This window comes from Paenibacillus thermoaerophilus, from assembly GCF_005938195.1.
GTDB lineage: Bacteria > Bacillota > Bacilli > Paenibacillales > Reconciliibacillaceae > Paenibacillus_W > Paenibacillus_W thermoaerophilus.
In genome coordinates this window covers 82,794-100,785 of record NZ_VCQZ01000013.1, presented here as the reverse complement: position 1 = coordinate 100,785, position 17,992 = coordinate 82,794, and the positions used below count along the sequence as shown (strand labels likewise).

The window sequence follows — 17,992 nt, the reverse complement described above, 5'->3', positions numbered from 1 at the left end:
GACCCCCGAATTTGGAGCCGGCTTGCGCTCGCCGGGCGGCCTCACGCCCCGTTCGCCCGCGCCACCAAGCTGACGAGGTAATCGTCGATCCGCTCGATGAGCAGCCCGCTCGTCAAATCGGCCGCCCCCAGAGCCGTCCATCCCGCGTACACGGAAGGCGGCTCCTCCGTGAGCATATCCGCCAGCGACAACAGATCCCAGTACGGATCGTAGCTGAACGACGAGCCGGCGCATGTCCGGTACGCGTCGAGGAACAGATCGGCAGCCTCCACGCCGTGCAACTGCGCCAGATTCACCCGGCAATGGCCGACGTCGATTCCGGCTGGTCCCTGGCAGGCGTTTACCCAATCGACGACGCCGCTGACTTGGCCGCCCGCCCATAACACATTCGCCGGATGATAGTCCCGGTGAATGAAACAGATCCGGGCTTGCGGACGCGGCCCCCGAAGGATGCCGACCGCTTCCCGCCATATGTCCGGACAACGCGTCCACTTCGGAACTTGCGCAGCGGCCGGATCGTTGTACGAGTTATACCGCCACGGAAAATCGCCGGCCGGTTCGGCATGTATCCGGGCCAGAGCCTCGGCCAGTCCGTGCACCCATGCCTCCATATCGTCGGGCCGCAGCACCACGGAACCTTCGAGCTGCGTCACAAGCACGGCGGGCCTGCCGCATGACTGCCCGGTCTCGTCGAAGGCGATGACCCGCGGCGACAGAACTTCCGTCAGGGCGGCCCGGCGCAAGCTCTCCGCTTCATGCCGCGCCAAATCCGGTTCTTGCCTCAGCCATTCTTCGTTATGGAACTGCCGCAGCACCACCTGACGCACCCCCCGCTTCGTTCGAAGAGAGAGGCTGTGCACAACCGCAGAGATTCCTCCCTGCAGCCGCCTGACCGACAGGAGCACCGCATCGGGGTCCACGGCGTCCAGCGCCCATTTGATCGCCCGCTCCGGTATTTCCCGCTCATTCGTTTCATGCATTCGGATCACCTCCTCCGTCCTATCGCTTCTTTCGGCCTGCTCCGCAGGGGTTCCCTCGTCGGTTGTGAACCGCCCAATAAAAAGGATAAAATACACATAGTCAAGACCATCCCATATCCCAAGGAGGGTATTTATGGAACTCATTTATCACGGCCACTCCTGCGTGCAGATCGTAACAGGCGACCGGTCGCTGATCATCGATCCGTTCCTGCGCGGCAACGAACTGGCGGTGACGGACCCCCGGGACATCAAGACGGATGCGGTGCTGCTGACGCATGCCCATGCCGATCATATCTCCGACGCGGATCTGGTCGCCTCGGCCAATGACGCCCCCGTCGTGGCGAACTTCGAGCTTGCCTCCTACATGTCCTGGAAAGGCGTTAAAACGATCGGCATGAACTTGGGAGGCACGATCGATCTCGGCTTTGCGAAGGCGAAAATGATCCAGGCGTTCCACAGCTCCGGCATCGTGCTGGAAGAAGAGAAGCGCATCCTGTACGGCGGCATGCCGGGCGGGTATATCGTGCAAGCGGAAGGCTTCACCATTCTCCACACGGGCGACACCTGCCTGTTCAGCGACATGAAGCTGATCGGGGAGCGGTACGCCATCGACGTGGCGTTTATTCCGATCGGCGACCACTATACGATGGGGCCGGAGGACGCGCTCCAAGCGGCCGAGTGGTACGGCGCCAAGCTGGTCGTGCCGGTGCACTACAACACGTTTTCGGTGATTCGGCAAGACGCGGAAAAATTCGTGCACATGCTGGAGGAACGCGGCCTGAAAGGCCGGGTGATGAAGCCCGGAGACAAGCTGAAGCTCGAAGCGGGCGCTTGACGCCAGACGACAAAACCCTCGATACGGGCCGTGCCGCGTATGAGGGTTTTTCGCGTGGGATGGCGCCTCCATTCGGGGCCGCTTCAGTAACCGACCTCGACGGACGCGATGACGACGTAGGCGAGGTCGTTGCGGTCCTGCTTGTCCTCGAGCACGATGCCGCTTGAGGTCAACATGCCGCCGTCGACAACCTCAAAGGACACCTGGCCGTACGGTAGCTCCTTCCTCACGACGTCCAGATCGAGCTTGTCCTTGTCCGCCGGCACGGCAAGCCGGACGTTTACCTTCATGTTGTTTAAATCTCCTCCCGGCAGAACCGAACGGATACCAGGCATCGAATTGTGGTGAATCGCGTTCTGTACGGCCCGGACGGCCGCTTTGGTCACGTTCTGGCCATGCAGGTCGATCCCCATGCCGATCTCGATAAACATCGTTTTCTTCATAGGCGTCTCTCCCCCAACCGTAAATGTATGCCTACCCTCACTGTAATTCATTCCGTCCGGTTTGAACAGTCTCGGGAATCCCCCCACATCCACCGACCCGATCGGAGAATTGCCCCAATTCATCGGTCCTCCACAGGAACAGCGTATATCTCCGGCCAATATCCGGCAAACCAATAAAGGTGCGCATCAATCTATGGAGGGATATCCATGAATCATCCGACCGGCAAAGGGCATGTCGAGTTCAGAGAGCCCGCCGTCAGGCTGGCGGCGGAGCTGCCTGGCGACGAAACGATGCGGGAGCATCTGAAGGAATGGCAGGAGCGCGACGGATACGAAGGCTCTTGCGGCATCGCAAGAGCAGCCGAAGACGAGTCCGGGGAGGTGTAGACGATGGCAGGCCGGAACAACAAGCCCGACAACGACGGACCAAGCAGCAGCCCGGACCGTCTGGATCAGTACGGCGACAAGCTCACTTCCCGCAACGACGAGGAGTTTCAAGCGGAGGCAATCGACGCCGCTTGCGGCTCGGACGACGAAGCGAACCGCTGACAGCTAGACGCAACCGACAGCGGCATAACTCCCGCCGCAAAGAAAAGCCCTTCGGTCCCGCCCGCTTGAGAGGCAGGGACCTGAAGGGCTTTCGGCATCAGCGCGGCATCCTTCGCCGCTCCCCAGGATAGCCGCATCGAAGAGGTTCTCCCGTCGCGACCGGCGAAGAACCTGCTTATTCGTCAGAAATAGTTCAGACTCATCGCTTCGCGCACCTCGGCCATCGTCTCTCTGGCGATGGCGCGGGCGCGGTTCGTCCCGGCGATCAGCATCTCATCCACCCTCTTCGGTCTGGCCGCATAATACGCCCGGCGTTCCCGCATCGGTTCGAGCAGCCGCTCCAGCGCCTCCGTCACCCGTTCCTTGCAGCCGGCGCAACCCATCGTGCCGCGCTCGCAGCCTTCGCGAATCTCATCGGCCCCTTCCGGCCGGAATACGCGGTGGTACGTATAGATCGGACATACGTCGGGATGGCCGGGATCATTCTTGCGGATGCGGGCGGGGTCGGTCACCGCCCGGCGAATGTTGTGGGCGAGTTCCTCCTTCGAAGAGTCAAGCGGGATCGCATTGCCCAAGCTTTTGCTCATCTTGGCGCTTCCGTCCGTGCCGACCAGCCTCGGCATATCGCTCAAGAGAGCCTTCGGCTCAACCAGCACCGGCTGATACAGCTCGTTGAACCGGCGGACGATTTTGCGGGCGAACTCCAGATGCGGCAACTGGTCGTCGCCGACCGGCACGACGGTCGCCTTGCAGAAGGTGATATCGGCGGCTTGGCTGACCGGATAGCCGAGGAAGCCGTAATACATTTCGTCCAGACTGCCGTTTCTCGATTCGGACTTGATCGTCGGGTTGTGCCTAAGCACATTCACCGTCACGAACATCGAATAAAAGACGGTTAATTCCGCGATTTCCGGCACCATGGACTGGACAAACACTGTCGACTTCTCCGGGTCGATGCCCGCCGCCAAATAGTCGAGCGCCACCTCGCGCAGATGGTCCCGGATCAGCTCCGGCCGGTCAAAATGCGTCGTCAGCGCCTGAACGTCGGCCAGCAATAGAAAGGCTTCGTACCGGTCTTGAAGCGCGACCCGATTTTTCAAACTGCCGGCGTAATGGCCAAGATGAAGCTTGCCGGTTACCCGGTCCCCTGTCAACATGCGTTCTTTCATCGTTAGACATCCTCCCGATTGGTTGATTTACGATCGACATTCGTTGCAAGAGCCGCCACCAGCCGTCTTCCATGACCATCACCCCCTTTAAAAACATAAAAACTTCGCCCGGTTAAGGACGAAGTTGTCGTGGTGCCACCTTAATGAATCGCTGCGCCGCCCATCGGCAAGCGTAAACGATCCGCTCTGACGGTGCGGAGAAACGCCGCGGGCGTTCTCGATACCGCTCCCGTGGTAACGGCGGGAAACCCGGCTTTCCCTACCCCATCCGGCGGATGTCTCGGAAAAGCAACTCCGAAGGCCATTCGAGCATACGGCGGACACCGGTTCGCAGCAACCACCGGCTCTCTGCAAGTCCGTGAACGTCTGTCTACTTACCCTTCATCATCGTTGTTCGCGATATACGATTACTGTACAACAAGCGGCCGCCTTTGTCCATACAGGCAAAACCGGCGCCCCGAATCAAGCTGACGGCCTGCGAATTTGTCCGACCTCTTGACCTTTAACGCTGTCAATGGTTCACCCACGGGAAAATAATCGAAGAGAAACCGCGCTTCAGGCGTCGGATTCCCGCTCCTATCTGCACTTTGGTTCAACGCGGACGCCGTCGACCGCAATCGTCACGCTCGATTTCCCCGCCAAATACTCCGTATAGCATGACACCTCCTGAACAAGGGGCGCCCGTCAACCAACCTTATACCTTTTTGCACGTGCATTTGTGTTTAAAGTTGCACTTGCATTTCCGTATCCGTTTCGGCTTTTTTCTCACGACGACTCCGACGTATACGGCAATAATGGAAGAAATCCGAATATAACATACGACGCGATCCACACTTAAGGCGACAAAGTCATCCATAACGCCCAAAAACACCCCGGTCTGAGAAGTCCCGTCAGCGATGATTCGAATATTCGGGGTACCCAGTCCAATCTGCGAGAGAATGCTTCTAATCCCGTTTTTGCTTCCGCGGCTTTTGCCTCCGTGGCTTTTGCCTCCCCGGCTTTTGCTTCCGTGGCTTCGGCTATCGGCGTCGCTGCGTCCCCCCTTTTTTGACATGGCCATCATCTCCTTTCGCTGAATTATTATCAGGATATGGAGATGCTTCGATTTCTGCGTGTATGTTCATACTAGATTTATAGATTTATAGATTTGGATACGCCTCATCTTTCGGATAAGCGGATGATTTCCCCAATTAAGGATTCGTGTTGAGGCCTGCCCGGATCGGAATTGGCCATCGCAACGATACCGCTTTTTCGGTTCGGGTATGCCGCCAGCATACACTGAAAACCGACGCCCCACCCTTGGGAGACCATATACGGTTCATGGGCATGCGGAAGGAAGACCCCGAGACCTACTCCTGTGTCACACCCTTGGCTGGTCAGCATCATTCGGGCCAGATCCGGCCGCAAGACAGATTGGGCGTCGCCATTCCAAGCCTTAATGACCTCAAGTGTGAATGTCGCGAATTCGGCAGGGGTCGTCCATAAACCGGCGCCGGACAAATTCGGATAATGGGCCCGCCTCCCTTCGACCACGCGGCCGAATGGATCATGTCCTGCCGCCGCTTCTTCTTCTGCCTTGATTTCAAGCGGATCTGCCCCGTCTTCGGAACGCCCCTTCCAGAACATTGTCCGCTTTAAACCGAGCGGCTCGATGACGAACCGTCTCATCACAGCGGCAAACGGCTCCCCGGTCACATCTTCGACCAGTTGCTCGACCACCGCATAACCGGCGTCCGAGTAGGAAAATCGGCTGCCCGGCGTGTATTTAACCTGAGCCGGCTCCGCATAATATCGGGTATTTCCCCTGAGGATATCGGTTGGAGCGGGGAACGGGTCTTGAATGTCGCACACGCCAAAGCTGCCTTCAGGATCGACGAAACCCGCCTGATGAGCCAGCAGAAGGCGCAGCGTCACCTTATGCCGCGTGGTGTACGGGCTCTCCGGAACCTGCCAGGAGACCAAGTAGCGGTTGACATCCTCGTCCAAATCCAGCAAACCTTCCTGGACGAGACATAGCACTCCGATGGCCGTAACCATTTTACTCATCGAACACGCATGGAAGAGGGTATCGGCTGTAACTTTTCGCGGCGTGCCCGCCTCCGTCACTCCGAAGCCGCCGCTCCACTCCATTTGCCCCTCCCGAAATACGGCGATTCCGATCCCCGGAACGCGTTCCTGCTTCATTCTGGCCTCCAGATCCGGCATGGGTTTCGTTCCCCAATCCATCCCGACAACCCCTTCCCATCGTCAACTCGCTCGAAAGGGAACATTAGTTCCCACCACCCACTTTACCAAAATATGATTGCCGTTACCAATAAAAAATTCAGATCGGGCGGGAGTTTTCCGGCACGCTCCCTTAACCCCGGGGCAACCAAAAAAGGCCGCGACAGCGCCTATCGGCAACTTGTCGCAGCCCTCAAACCCGCGCCCTGCGCGATTTTACTTCTTTTTGTTCCCGTCGCGGTTCATCTTCATTTGAACTTCTCCGGAAACTGCTTGACAATGCCTTGCGTAAGGGTGTCGGCGAGCTTGATGATATGGTCCTCCCCTTTGTCGAAGGCAAGAATATCCGCTTTCCAATCCTTCATCAACCTGGCGTTAACCTGATCGGTAAGCAACTGCAAATGCACATAAAGCAGATCCTGCAGCTCTTTCAGCGTCCAGTTCGGGTTCGCGGCGCTCAGAAACTTGGCGATATCGTCGGCGTTCCGGTACCACTCTTTATTGTACCTTTTCAAATCCGCCTGATTTCCGCTTTTCGCCGCGTCCACCACTTTCCCTGCGATGAGGATGTGCTCCCTCAGCAGCTCAGCCAGCTTGTTGCCGGCGGCTTCCCCGTAATACGGCTTGACCGCGTTTCCGATATCCTGCTGATTTCTAAGCAGCCTTTCCAATACGTCCTTCTGATCGTCCAAGCCCGCGAGGGCGCTTACGATGTAGCTCCTCGTCCATATCGTATGGTCGATCCAGTTCCTCCTTAAATCTCCTTGGAGCTGCGCCATCGCCGGACTTAAACATTGACTTTGCACGTACGTGTGTTTGTTTTCGGTTGCATGCGTTCTTATGGGCGTCAAACTAAAGGCGATGGACATCATCAGCAGGATTGACAGTTGCAGCTTATTTTTCATGGAACTCTTCTCCTTATCGACAGATATCCCACCCAGTATTCAAGCTCCCGTACAAACGGATACCTTATCCTTCACATCTCGTGCGGTCTGAATCCATGAAATAAATTGAGAATCCCCATCCATGTCACAGCTTCATAAAATCCAACAAAATCTGACGTTGTCATCTGGTCGAACAGAATATAAGCCATCTTCATCGCCATACACCTGACCTTTCATCCTGTGAAATAAAAAAAGCATCTGATCCAAGATCAAATACTTTGCCCAGGCGTACGGTTTTCAGCCTGTCTTGTTTGCAAGTAGAGATGAAAAAAGGGCCGCAACAGCCTGCCTCCCGGCAACCTGTCACAGCCCTCAACCCGCCGCGCGGCTTTACTTCTTTTCCTCTCCCGTCGCAATCGGATTGTCCGGGTACGAGATCCAATCGCTCCACGAACCCGCATACAACCGCACATTGCGGTAGCCCGCCTGCCGGAGAGCCAGCACGTTCGGACACGCCGTCACCCCGGAGCCGCAGTAGACGATGATCTCACGGTCCGGCTCGGCCCCGAGATCCGCGAACCGCGCCGCTTGGCCCGCCGCGTCCTTCCAGCGGCCTTGCTCGTCCAGCGCGTCCTTCCAGAACCGGTTGACCGCGCCCGGAATATGGCCCGCCAACTTGTCGATCGGCTCGGTTTCACCGAGGTAACGCGGCCGCTCGCGGGAATCGATCAGCAGCGGCGCTCCCGCTTGACCGCTTCTGATCGCCGACGAAGCGGCGCGCACCTCGTCCACGGAAGCGAGCAGATGCGGCTGCGGACGCGGAACGAATACGGTCGGCTCCAGCCCCGTGCCGCGGGGCTCGCCGGTCTCGATCTCGCCGCCGGACGCGATCCAGGCTCCGATGCCGCCGTCCAGCACATACGCCTGCTCGTGCCCTATATACCGGAGCAGCCACCAGAGGCGGGAAGCCATCGCTCCGCCCTGCGCGTCGTACGCGACCACGCGCGTCCGCGGTCCGATTCCGAACCGTCCCAGTTTAGCCGCCAATCGGTCGAGGTCCGGAAGCGGATGCCGGCCGCCATGTTCGCCGACCGGCGACGACAGGTCCTCCTCCAGATCGAGATAGACGGCGCCCGGCAGCCTGCCCGCCGCGTAAGCTTCCCGTCCCTCGTCCGGTTTGCCCAGCGTAAACCGGCAATCCGCCACCACGGTGTCGACGCCGTCCTCCTTCAGCCATTCGGACAGCCGTTCGGCCGATACGATCATATGCACGCCTCCCTGTTTTATCCTGACGGAATCTTCATCCGCTTCCCACTGTACCGATTCGAATCCCGAATGTAAAGCCGACATCGGCTTTTGGAATTTGGTATAATAAGGGGATGATTACATTCGCCCTCTTGGGGTAAGGAGACGGCTGAATCGCATGCTGAAATCGCAAATCGCCCGTGACGACTTGATGGACTTCGCCGCGCGGGTTCGGGAGGAATTCCATATCGACGCGCTCGTCGAAGGACTGGAGTATCAGCAGAAGGGCTTGGTCTACAACGCCGAAATGTCCGGCTGCAATCGGCTCTCCGGCCGCGTGCTGACGCCCGAAGGGCCGGTGGCGGCGACCCTCGACTTCGACTTCCTCGCGATCAGCGATTGCACGTGCGGCACGAACGAATACTGCGGGCATATGGCCGCTTTGTTTTTGTACGCGTATGCCGCTTACGAGCACCCCGACCGGTTCGTCAAGGAGCTGCGGGCACCGAGGCCAGCCCCGGCCGCCATGCCCGCTGCGGCAGCCGCCAGTCGCGCCGGTGCCCGGGACGGCTCCTCCTCTCTCGCCTCCGGCATGTACCCCGCCGAATGGGGACTGCATCCGCCGGAGCCCGGCGGCTGGGAGAAGCTGCTGAAGGATGTGGCCGAGCGGCACGAAGCGGAGCAGACGGAGCTGAAGCGCAGATCGCCCCAAGCTTTTTTCGCGCGGATGCACGAGGCGATGGAACGCAGCGCGTCCCGATGGGATCGGCGGGCGCAGCGGCTGTACTCGCTGGCCGGCCTGCTCGTCGCCATCGAGTCGGCGGTTGCCTGGTCGCGTTCCCCGCGGTCGACCCGCCCGTATTACGAGCCGGAGGCGCTGTACCTGCAGCGCCTGCTCGAACCGCTCACCTCGAAGTTCGGAAGCTTGATCTCCCCCGAGACGGCGGCGGATATCCGGGAAGCGCCGCCGTCCCTCGACGCGGCGGTGCGGGAGACGCGGCGCATGCTTCGATCGCGCGCGCTGCGCACGGAGAACGAAGGCGTCCGCTGGACGGATTTTTACAGGCTCAGTTGGCTCAGGCCGCTGCGCCGGGACGATTGGGTGCGGCAGGAGTTGATTATGCTCGGGGAGGAGGATGCCGATCCTTCCTTGAAGGGGCTGCTGCTGGCCCATCTCGAAGCGCTGCGCGGCGAGGACGAAGCGGCTTGGGCCTGGTTGCGCCCGCTCGCGCCGCTGCCCTGGCCGACGATCGAGCTGCAGTTGTCGGATTTGACCGAGCAGCGCGAGTGGGGCAGGCTGCGGGATTGGCTCGCCGCCGCGCCGTCGCTGCTGGCCCCGAACGATCCGTGGACGCTGCATCATCTGCACCCGTACTGGGCCGCCTGCGCGGAGCATCTGGACTGCGGCGACCGGTGGCTGGCGCTGCTGGCCGACGCGATGCCGCGAAGCTACAGCTTGTATGTCGATGCCTTGTTCAAGCTGGGGCGCTACCGCGAATGGGTCAGCTTCCATATGGCGCACCGGCTCGGGACGGACGACGCGGACCGCGCCGCGTACAAGGAGCTGGAGTCCAAGCGGCCGGAGCTGCTGCTGCCGTGGCTTCACCAGGAATCGGAACGCCATATCCTGCAGAAAAACCGCGCCGCCTACCGGATGGCCGTCCGGCTGTTGAAGCGACTTCGGACGATTTATAAAAAGCTCAAGCGTAGCGACGAATTCGAGGCGTACGTGGAGCGCCTGTCCGAGATGCACGGCCGGCTGCGGGCGTTTCAAGAAGAACTGAGGAAGGGAAAGCTGATCGGATGACAACAGGAATCGGCACCAACCCGATAAAAGTGCGGGTCGAATGGCGCGCGGACGGAACGTTCGCCGTCTCCGGCGAATGGAAATATTCCGGAGCGGACGGCAAGCGCGCGCGTTACGCCCCGGTCGAGCCGACGCAGCTCAAGCATCTGCTGATGGCTTGGCATGCTCCCTCCTATTACGGCACGCTGCTGGAGACCGTTCAGACAGGCGGATTCGAAGGATTTGCGCTGCCGGCCGACTGGGCGGTCGATCTGTTCGCCGAATCCGACGCCGTGGCGAATCCGTTCGGCTCCGTCGAATGGGACGAACAGGCCGAGGACATCCGCCGGATCGCCCGCCAGCTCAAGGCCGCGGCCGACGCCGGGGACATCGTGCCGGATTACGACGCCTGGCGGCAAGGACGCCTCGCCTGGCGCATGCGGGGCGTTGACATGCTCCGGGACGCGGGCCCGCTGGCGGCGGAGTGGACGGAGCAGTTCGTACGGCTGCGGCTGGAGCGGCAGGGCGGGCTGCTCGAACAGTGGAACCGCGTGCAGGCGGCGTTCCCCGCGATGCAGCGGCAGGCGCTCGCCGACGACGTATGGGCGGACGAGGAAGATTGGCTGCTGGCCATCGGCTGGACGCCGGACGATACGCCATTCCGCGTCGAGCTGCGGCTGGAGGAGCCGGCATTGCCGGAGCCCGATGCGGAGAGCGCGGTTCCGCCAGACGGCGACATCGAGCCGAGCGGCAGCGAGAGCGGCGGCCGTCCGCCGATCGGGGACGAAGCGTGGACGCTGCGCACCGTCATCGTGCCGGCCGACCCCTCGGCCAAGCGGCCCCGCGAGCTGGCGGTGACGCCCGACGGCGGCTTGGAGCCGCTCGGGAAGCACGGGCGGAACAGCGGCCTGCCGGACGAGTGGGCCCCGTACGCGGACCGGCTGTATCGGCGGATCTCGCGGGTCGGCAAGCTTGTGTCGTGGCTGCGCGCGGAACCCGCCGATGCGCAGGCGACGCCGCCCAAGTCGCGGCTGACCCCGCAGGAAGCCTGGCGCTTCCTGGCGGAAGCCGCGCCGATACTGCATGACTTCGGCTACGGCGTGCGCCTCCCCGACTGGTGGGAGGAGCTCCGCCGCCTGCGGCCCAAGCTGCGGGCGCGGGCGCGGACCGGCGAGCCGGGACGCGGAGGCGGGAGAAGCTCCCTGCTCGGGCTGGATCAGATTGTCCAGTTCGACTGGAAGCTGGCGATCGGCAATCTCGAGCTGACCGAAGCCGAATTCCGCGAACTGGCGGAACGGAGCCAGCCTCTCGCCCGAATCCGGGGCCAGTGGGTTCACCTCGATCCGGCGACGCTCGCCCAGCTTCGCAGGTTAATGAACCGCACGGGCGCGGGCAGCGGCTTGCGGTTCCGCGACGTGCTGGAGATGGAGCTGCTCGGCGGAACGGAACTGCCCGGCGAGCTGGCCGGCGAAGGAGAAGGCGACGGAGACGAGTCCGTCCGGCTTCAACTGGAACTGGAGCTGAACGCGCAGCTAGCCGCCCTGATCGGCCAACTGCGCCACACCCGTGCGCTTCCTCCCTGGAACCCGCCGTCCGGGCTGCGCGGGGAACTGCGCCCGTATCAGCGGGAAGGCGCCGCCTGGCTGTCCTTCCTGCGGCGGTTCGGCTTCGGGGCGTGTCTCGCGGACGATATGGGCTTGGGCAAGACGATCCAGTTCATCGCGTATCTGCTCGCCGTCCGCGAAGAAGAACCCGACGCTCCGCCCGCTCTGCTCGTCTGCCCGACCTCGGTGCTCGGCAACTGGCAGAAGGAGCTGGAGCGGTTCGCCCCCGGCTTGCACGTGAAGCTGCACTACGGTCCCGGCCGCCGAAAAGGGGAATCGTTCGGCGCCTGGATCGCCGGGGCGGACATCGTGGTCACCTCCTACGCGCTGGCCCATCTGGACGAGGAAGAACTGGCGTCCGTCGAATGGACGGCTATCTGTCTGGACGAAGCGCAGAACATCAAGAACGCCCAGACGAAGCAATCCGCCGCCGTGCGCCGCCTCTCCGGCCGCCATCGCATCGCCCTGACGGGGACGCCGGTGGAGAACCGGCTGGCGGAGCTTTGGTCGATTTTCGATTTCCTCAATCCCGGTTATCTGGGCGCCCTGCCGCAATTCAACCGCCGGTTCGGCAGCGGCGTCGAGCGCAGCGACTCGGACCGGACGGGCGCGCTGCAGAAGCTGATTCAACCGTTTTTGCTGCGGCGTGTGAAGACCGATCCGGCGGTCGGCCTCGACCTGCCGGACAAAATGGAGCTGAAGGCGTACGTTCAGTTAACGCCCGAACAGGCGGCGCTGTACGAGCATACCGTCAACGAGCTGTTCCGCGAGATCGGCGAGCTGGAGGGCATGCAGCGCCGCGGCCGCATCCTGTCGGCCCTGCTCAGGCTGAAGCAGCTCTGCGACCACCCGGCGCTGTACAACAAAGAGCCGGACGAACTGCTGACGGCCGAAGGCGGCGACATGCAAATCTCCCGCTCCCGCAAGCTGGAGCGGATCGTCGAGATGGTCCAGGAGCTGCGCGAGGAAGGCGACCGATGCCTCATCTTCACGCAGTTTATCGGGATGGGCCGCCTGCTTCAGTCCGTGCTTCGCGACAAGCTGGGCGAACGGGTGCCGTTCCTGCACGGCGGCGTGCCCAAAGCCGAACGGGACGCGATGATTGCGGAATTCCAGGCGGGCGGCGCCTCGGGACCGGGCGTATTCGTGCTCTCCCTGAAAGCGGGCGGCACCGGCCTCAATCTGACGGCAGCGAATCACGTCTTCCATTACGACCGCTGGTGGAATCCCGCCGTGGAGAACCAGGCCACCGACCGGGCGTACCGGATCGGCCAGTCCAAACGCGTGCAGGTCCATAAATTCGTGACGCTCGGCACGCTGGAGGAACGGATCGACGAGCTGCTGGAACGCAAGCAGGAGCTCGGACGGGCGATTATCGGCGGCGGCGAGCAATGGATCACCGAGCTGTCCACCGACGAGCTGCGCGACCTGTTCCGGCTGCGGCGGGAGTGGATTCAATAATGTAACCGCCATCGATCGCTGCTGCAACCTTCTTCCGGGACATCTCGTCTGAGTGGATAACAGAGAATGGTTTCCAGTCGGGAGAGAACGCCATTTCCTTGAAGGAGGAACGATCGAACATGCTGAAGAAAACCGCAACGGCGGTTCTGCTCGCCGCTGCGCTCGTCGCGGCGCCGGCGGCCGCTCCCGCCGGTTCCCCGGCCGCGCAAGCCTCCCCGGCGCAAGGCGACGCCGTCAACGTGACGCTGCGGGGCAAGCCGATGACGCTGGATACGCCGGCCGTGCTGGTTGGGGGAACGACGCTGGTGCCGCTGCGTCCCGTCGCCGAGGCGCTCGGGGCGACGGTGGAGTGGAAGGAAGGATCGGACGGACGGCATACGGTCACCTTGTCGCGCGGCGGCGAGACCGCCGTCGTGACGCTGGGAGATCCGACGCTGACCGCGTCCGGACGGACGATCCGGCTCGATGTCGCGCCCATGCTGAAGGACGGGGTGACGATGGTGCCGCTGCGCGCGATCGGCGAAGCGCTGGGCGCCGTGGTGTACTGGGACGCCGCCAGCCGGACGGCGCTTGTGGACGATCCGGCGGAACTGCCCGTCATCGGAAACGCCGAGAATTTGCGCGAACTGCTGGAGAAGACACAGCAGCTCGCTTCTGTCGGGAGAATGACGGTTCAAGTCGCCGGCGCCGAAAGCGGCTCGTTCATTGCCGTGGATCAAATCGGGGACACCGCCAAAGTCCGGTCGGAAGCCAAAACCGAGAGCGCCGCTCCTTCGGAGACGGGGACGGACACAGCCGGCTATTCCAAGACGAACGTGCAGGTGGACGGCGTTGACGAATCCGACTGGGCCAAAACCGACGGCCGGTTTATTTACCAGTTGAGCGGCTCCCGCGTGCGGATCGCCGATATCGCCGACCCTTCGGCACCGAAGCTCGCCGCCACACTGGATTACTCGTCAGACAGTTTTCGCCCGCAGGAGCTGTATGCCGACGGCGGACGTCTCGTCGTGATCGGCCAGTCTCATGAGTTGCTGCCTGCGGACACGGGGGCAGGCTCCGGCGCCGATCAGGCCCAATCCAGCGGCAGCGTACAGCCCGAGGCCAAGAAGATTGCGATCTGGCCCGTGCATCCGACCCGGACGACGGTCAAGACGCTGGTGTACGAGATCGACCAGGCGGGCCAGCCGAAGCTTGTGCGTGAGACCGAGCTCGAAGGCAACTACGTCTCTTCCCGCAAGATCGGCGGCGCGCTGTATCTGATTTCGAACAAATACACCCACGTCTACCATATTCTCGAGAACGCCAAAGCCAACTCCAAGAGCGTTGCCGGGTCCGAAGCCGCGATTCCGCCCGAAGCTTCGTTCGAGCCGGTCTACCGCGATTCCGCTTCCGGCGGCGAGGCCGGTCTCCGCACGCTCCCGCTGGACCGTATCCGTTATTTCCCGGAGTCCCCGGAGAGCAATGTCATGATGATCGGAGCGCTCGATCTGGATCGCCCCGAACAGGAGATGCAGGTATCCGCCTATCTTGGGTCGGGCCAGACGGTATACGCCTCGACGAAGCATTTGTACGTGGCGGTCGGCCACTACATCCCGAAGGGCGAGCATTACCGCCAGGAGACGAAGGTTTACAAGTTCCGGCTCGATCAAGGCCGCGTCCTTCATGTCGGCGAAGGCTCCGTACCGGGAACCGTGCTGAATCAGTTCTCCCTCGACGAACACGACGGCTACCTGCGGATCGCCACGACCAAAGGCGACATGTGGGCAAGCGGCGAGGCGACGTCGAAAAACAACGTGTACGTGCTGAACGAGCAGTTGAAGCAGGTGGGAGCTCTGGAGGATTTGGCCCCGGGCGAGCGCATTTACTCGGTTCGCTTCATGGGCGGACGCGCGTATATGGTGACGTTCCGGAACGTGGACCCGCTGTTCGCGATCGATCTGCGCGACCCGGCCAAACCGGCCGTGCTCGGCCAGCTCAAAATCCCGGGGTACAGCGATTACCTGCACCCGTACGACGAGAATCATCTGATCGGCTTCGGCAAAGAGACGATCGAACTCCCGTCGAAAGGGGCGGGGCCGGACGCGACGATGGCCTTCTATCAAGGCATGAAGATCGCGCTGTTCGACGTATCCGACGTTACCCAGCCCAAGGAAAAATTCAAGGAAGTCATCGGCGACCGTGGCACGCACTCGGACCTGCTGAGCGATCACAAGGCGCTGCTGTTCTCCCGCGAAAAAGGGCTGATGGCGTTCCCCGTGCAGTTGATGGAGATCAAGGACAAATCGAAGGTTGAAGCCGGCGAGCTCGCCTATGGCGAATTCACGTACCAAGGCGCGTACGTCTACGGAATCGATCTGCAAGAGGGCTTCAAGCTGCGCGGCCGCATCACGCATCTGACGAACGACGATCTCGCGAAAAGCGGGCAGTACGGCTACGATTACGACAAATCCGTGCGCCGCATCCTGTATGCGGGCCATACGCTCTATACGCTGTCCGAGGCGATGCTGAAGGCCAACGACCTCGACAGCCTCGCCGAACTCGGGTCGCTGACGTATCCGGCGCTCCCGAAGCCGAAACCGCAAGTGTATCCGAAAGGGGAACCGATGCCTATGCCGGCCAGGTAGACGTTATGGACGACGCCGGCCGCTGCCCGGCTGCTTCACGGGCGACTCTGCCGCAACGCCGCCGGCTGGTTGCGGAGGCGGTCGTCATTCGGCATATCCCGCATCCGCTCCCCCCGCTCATGGAGCGCTCCTTCGCACCTGCTGCGCCTGACCGGCGCGGCGGGTGCTTTTTATTTTGATGTTGGCCGCTTCGGAGAACGCCGATTGCGGGTCCCTTCCCCTTGACCTCTATGTTCATAGTGTATATATTATATATATACACTAAATACAAAATAAGCGGTGAAGCCATGAACATTATGTTGTCCAACGCCTCCGACGAACCGATCTATTCCCAGATTGTCCGGCAGATCCGCAGCGCGATCCTGAACGGGGAACTGGCGCCCGGTCAGAGCTTGCCGTCCATCCGTCAATTGGCCAAGGACCTGCAGATCAGCGTCATCACGACCAAGCGGGCTTATGAGGAGCTGGAGAAGGAGCGGCTGATCGATTCGGTCGTCGGCAAAGGCTCGTTCGTGTCCGGCGCAAGCCCCCAATTTATCCGGGAACAGCGGCTTCGGCTGCTGGAAAACAAGCTGATCGAAGTCGTGCAGGAAAGCAAGTCTCTGCAGATGCCCCTCGAGGAACTGATCGCCCATATCCGACTGTTATACGAGGAAGGAGAGGATTGATCCATGGAAAATCCGATCATCGAGCTTCGCAACGTCACGAAACGCTTCAGCCGTTTCGCGCTGGAGAACGTATCTCTCGAGGTGAAGCAAGGCTTCATTACCGGTTTGATCGGCCCCAACGGCGCGGGCAAAAGCACGCTCATCCGGATCATGATGGGCATCTCCCTTCCGAACGGCGGCGAGGTTCATGAAAATGAAGCTTGCGCTCGCTTTCGCCTTGTCCCATCAGGCCGATCTGCTGATCATGGACGAGCCGACCGCGGGGCTCGATCTGGTATTTCGCCGGGAACTGCTCGATATTCTCGCCGAGCTGATGCTGGACGAACGGAAGACGGTTCTGTTCTCCACCCACATCACGACCGACCTCGACCGCATCGCGGATTATATGGCCTTCCTCAACCGGGGAAAGCTTGTGTTCAATGAGCCCAAGGAGCACATATTCGATCGCTACGCAATCGTTCGCGCCGCCAGGGAGCTGCTGGACCCGGACATCCGCCGCCTGTTCGTCGGCATCCGCGAGACGTCCGTCGGATTCGAAGGACTGACGGCCGACCGGCGGGGGGCCGAACGTTTATTCGCCGGCCATGCGCAGATCGGACGTCCGACGCTGGAGGATATTTTGTTTTTCACCGCGAAGGGGGACGCCCGTTCTTATGCTTAACCTCATCCGCAAAGATCTGATCGTTTTGCGCTGGTATTTTCTATTTGTTGCGGCTTACGTCCTGGTGTTCGGCGTGATCACCGTCACGCCCTTCTCGCCGATGATGCTCGTGGTTCTTCCGACGATGATGCTGACGCTGTTCGCCACCAATCTGGAGATCCGCAACAAGAGCATGCTTTTCGTGGGCAGCCTGCCGGTGGGACGGAAGCAAATCGTCCAGGCCAAATACGCTTCGTTTTTCGTCTATCTCGCCATCGGGATTGTATTGGGTTGTTTGTCCAATTTGAGCAATCAGGTGCGATACGGACCAGAGGATTTCCCGTTTTCGCTGCAAACCTTGGCGTTGGCCGTGTTCGTGTCCATGCTGTTCACGTCTTTGTATTATCCCTTGTATTACTGGCTGGGAACCAAAAGCGCCGCGATCGCAACGTTTAGCACCCTGTTTCTGACCGCTGCGGGCATCGCCGGATTTATTTCCGTCGCGGATTCGGTGGACATCGGCATTGCGAACGTTTCCGGCTTTCCGTTCCTATATGCGCTGCCTCTCGTCGGTCTTGCGCTTTTGTTCGTCTCCTACCGCCTCTCGCTGGCGATCTTTCTGCGCAAGGACATGGGAAGTTGATATTGTGAAGGGGGCCGGCTTAAAGCGGGGATCTCCTGCGGCAAGTCGGGAGGAGCCGGCCGGGCAGGGGAGGCGGCAGACGCCGGCCCTCCCGGAGATTCTGCATGCGGGATCTTTAACTCTATTTTTTATCGTTACTGCCGGAAAACCGTGGCCCGCGACGATGCTTAGCAATATAAAATATTGCTAAAGGGCCGGTTTCCCGGTTCGTTTCCGCTGATTCCAGGCGTTAGCGATA

At 61.1% G+C, this 17,992-nt stretch carries 14 protein-coding genes and 1 pseudogene; 9 read left to right on the top strand and 6 right to left on the bottom strand.

All coding sequences use genetic code 11. From position 1 onward, the window contains the following. Positions 1-41: 41 nt before the first annotated feature. Positions 42-980 (bottom strand): phosphotransferase family protein, encoded by a 939-nt coding sequence (locus FE781_RS10790; RefSeq protein WP_138789638.1) that lies wholly within the window; start codon positions 978-980, stop codon positions 42-44. Between the two features lie 133 nt (positions 981-1,113). Between FE781_RS10790 and FE781_RS10785 the strand changes: the two genes are divergently transcribed. Further along, complete coding sequence (locus FE781_RS10785; RefSeq protein WP_138789637.1) at positions 1,114-1,815, top strand: metal-dependent hydrolase; 702 nt, start codon at positions 1,114-1,116, stop codon at positions 1,813-1,815. A gap of 83 nt (positions 1,816-1,898) precedes the next feature. On the opposite strand, the gene FE781_RS10780 is transcribed toward FE781_RS10785, so the two are convergent. After that, complete coding sequence (locus FE781_RS10780) at positions 1,899-2,258, bottom strand: Lin0512 family protein (protein WP_138789636.1); 360 nt, start codon at positions 2,256-2,258, stop codon at positions 1,899-1,901. A 207-nt stretch (positions 2,259-2,465) separates the two neighbouring features. Here FE781_RS10780 and FE781_RS10775 point away from each other — a divergent pair, with 207 nt between their 5' ends. Both FE781_RS10775 and FE781_RS17485 read left to right on the top strand, forming a co-directional pair. Continuing rightward, positions 2,466-2,645: a hypothetical protein gene (locus FE781_RS10775; RefSeq protein ID WP_138789635.1), complete on the top strand. Its 180-nt coding sequence runs from the start codon at positions 2,466-2,468 to the stop codon at positions 2,643-2,645. Positions 2,646-2,648: 3 nt separating this feature from the next. Next, complete coding sequence (locus FE781_RS17485) at positions 2,649-2,807, top strand: hypothetical protein (protein ID WP_170209512.1); 159 nt, start codon at positions 2,649-2,651, stop codon at positions 2,805-2,807. Positions 2,808-2,989: 182 nt separating this feature from the next. Here the strand turns inward: FE781_RS17485 and trpS are convergent, their stop codons facing one another. The 4 genes from trpS to FE781_RS10750 form a co-directional block, all read right to left on the bottom strand. Next, positions 2,990-3,976: a tryptophan--tRNA ligase gene (gene trpS, locus FE781_RS10770; protein ID WP_138789634.1), complete on the bottom strand. Its 987-nt coding sequence runs from the start codon at positions 3,974-3,976 to the stop codon at positions 2,990-2,992. A 1,158-nt stretch (positions 3,977-5,134) separates the two neighbouring features. Then, complete coding sequence (locus FE781_RS10765; RefSeq protein WP_246068140.1) at positions 5,135-6,160, bottom strand: serine hydrolase domain-containing protein; 1,026 nt, start codon at positions 6,158-6,160, stop codon at positions 5,135-5,137. Positions 6,161-6,447: 287 nt separating this feature from the next. Next, on the bottom strand, positions 6,448-7,104 hold the full coding sequence (locus FE781_RS10760; protein ID WP_138789632.1) for a glycosyltransferase: 657 nt from the start codon (positions 7,102-7,104) through the stop codon (positions 6,448-6,450). Between the two features lie 369 nt (positions 7,105-7,473). Further along, positions 7,474-8,349 (bottom strand): sulfurtransferase, encoded by an 876-nt coding sequence (locus FE781_RS10750; RefSeq protein ID WP_138789631.1) that lies wholly within the window; start codon positions 8,347-8,349, stop codon positions 7,474-7,476. A 157-nt stretch (positions 8,350-8,506) separates the two neighbouring features. Here FE781_RS10750 and FE781_RS10745 point away from each other — a divergent pair, with 157 nt between their 5' ends. From FE781_RS10745 to FE781_RS10720, 6 genes and pseudogenes are all read left to right on the top strand, one after another. Next, positions 8,507-10,135, top strand: coding sequence for a hypothetical protein (locus FE781_RS10745; protein WP_138789630.1), 1,629 nt, complete (start codon positions 8,507-8,509; stop codon positions 10,133-10,135). Then, a complete protein-coding gene (locus tag FE781_RS10740) occupies positions 10,132-13,179 on the top strand; it encodes a DEAD/DEAH box helicase (RefSeq protein WP_138789629.1) in 3,048 nt (1,015 codons plus the stop codon). The genes FE781_RS10745 and FE781_RS10740 overlap by 4 nt, the downstream gene beginning before the upstream one ends. A gap of 119 nt (positions 13,180-13,298) precedes the next feature. Beyond that, on the top strand, positions 13,299-15,803 hold the full coding sequence (locus FE781_RS10735; protein ID WP_138789628.1) for a beta-propeller domain-containing protein: 2,505 nt from the start codon (positions 13,299-13,301) through the stop codon (positions 15,801-15,803). Positions 15,804-16,090: 287 nt separating this feature from the next. Next, a complete protein-coding gene (locus tag FE781_RS10730; protein WP_138789627.1) occupies positions 16,091-16,471 on the top strand; it encodes a GntR family transcriptional regulator in 381 nt (126 codons plus the stop codon). A 3-nt stretch (positions 16,472-16,474) separates the two neighbouring features. Continuing rightward, a pseudogene (locus FE781_RS10725) lies at positions 16,475-17,132 on the top strand (ABC transporter ATP-binding protein). Further along, on the top strand, positions 17,125-17,754 hold the full coding sequence (locus tag FE781_RS10720) for an ABC-2 transporter permease (protein ID WP_170209511.1): 630 nt from the start codon (positions 17,125-17,127) through the stop codon (positions 17,752-17,754). Before FE781_RS10725 ends, FE781_RS10720 begins: the two are co-directional and overlap by 8 nt. Positions 17,755-17,992: the final 238 nt, after the last annotated feature.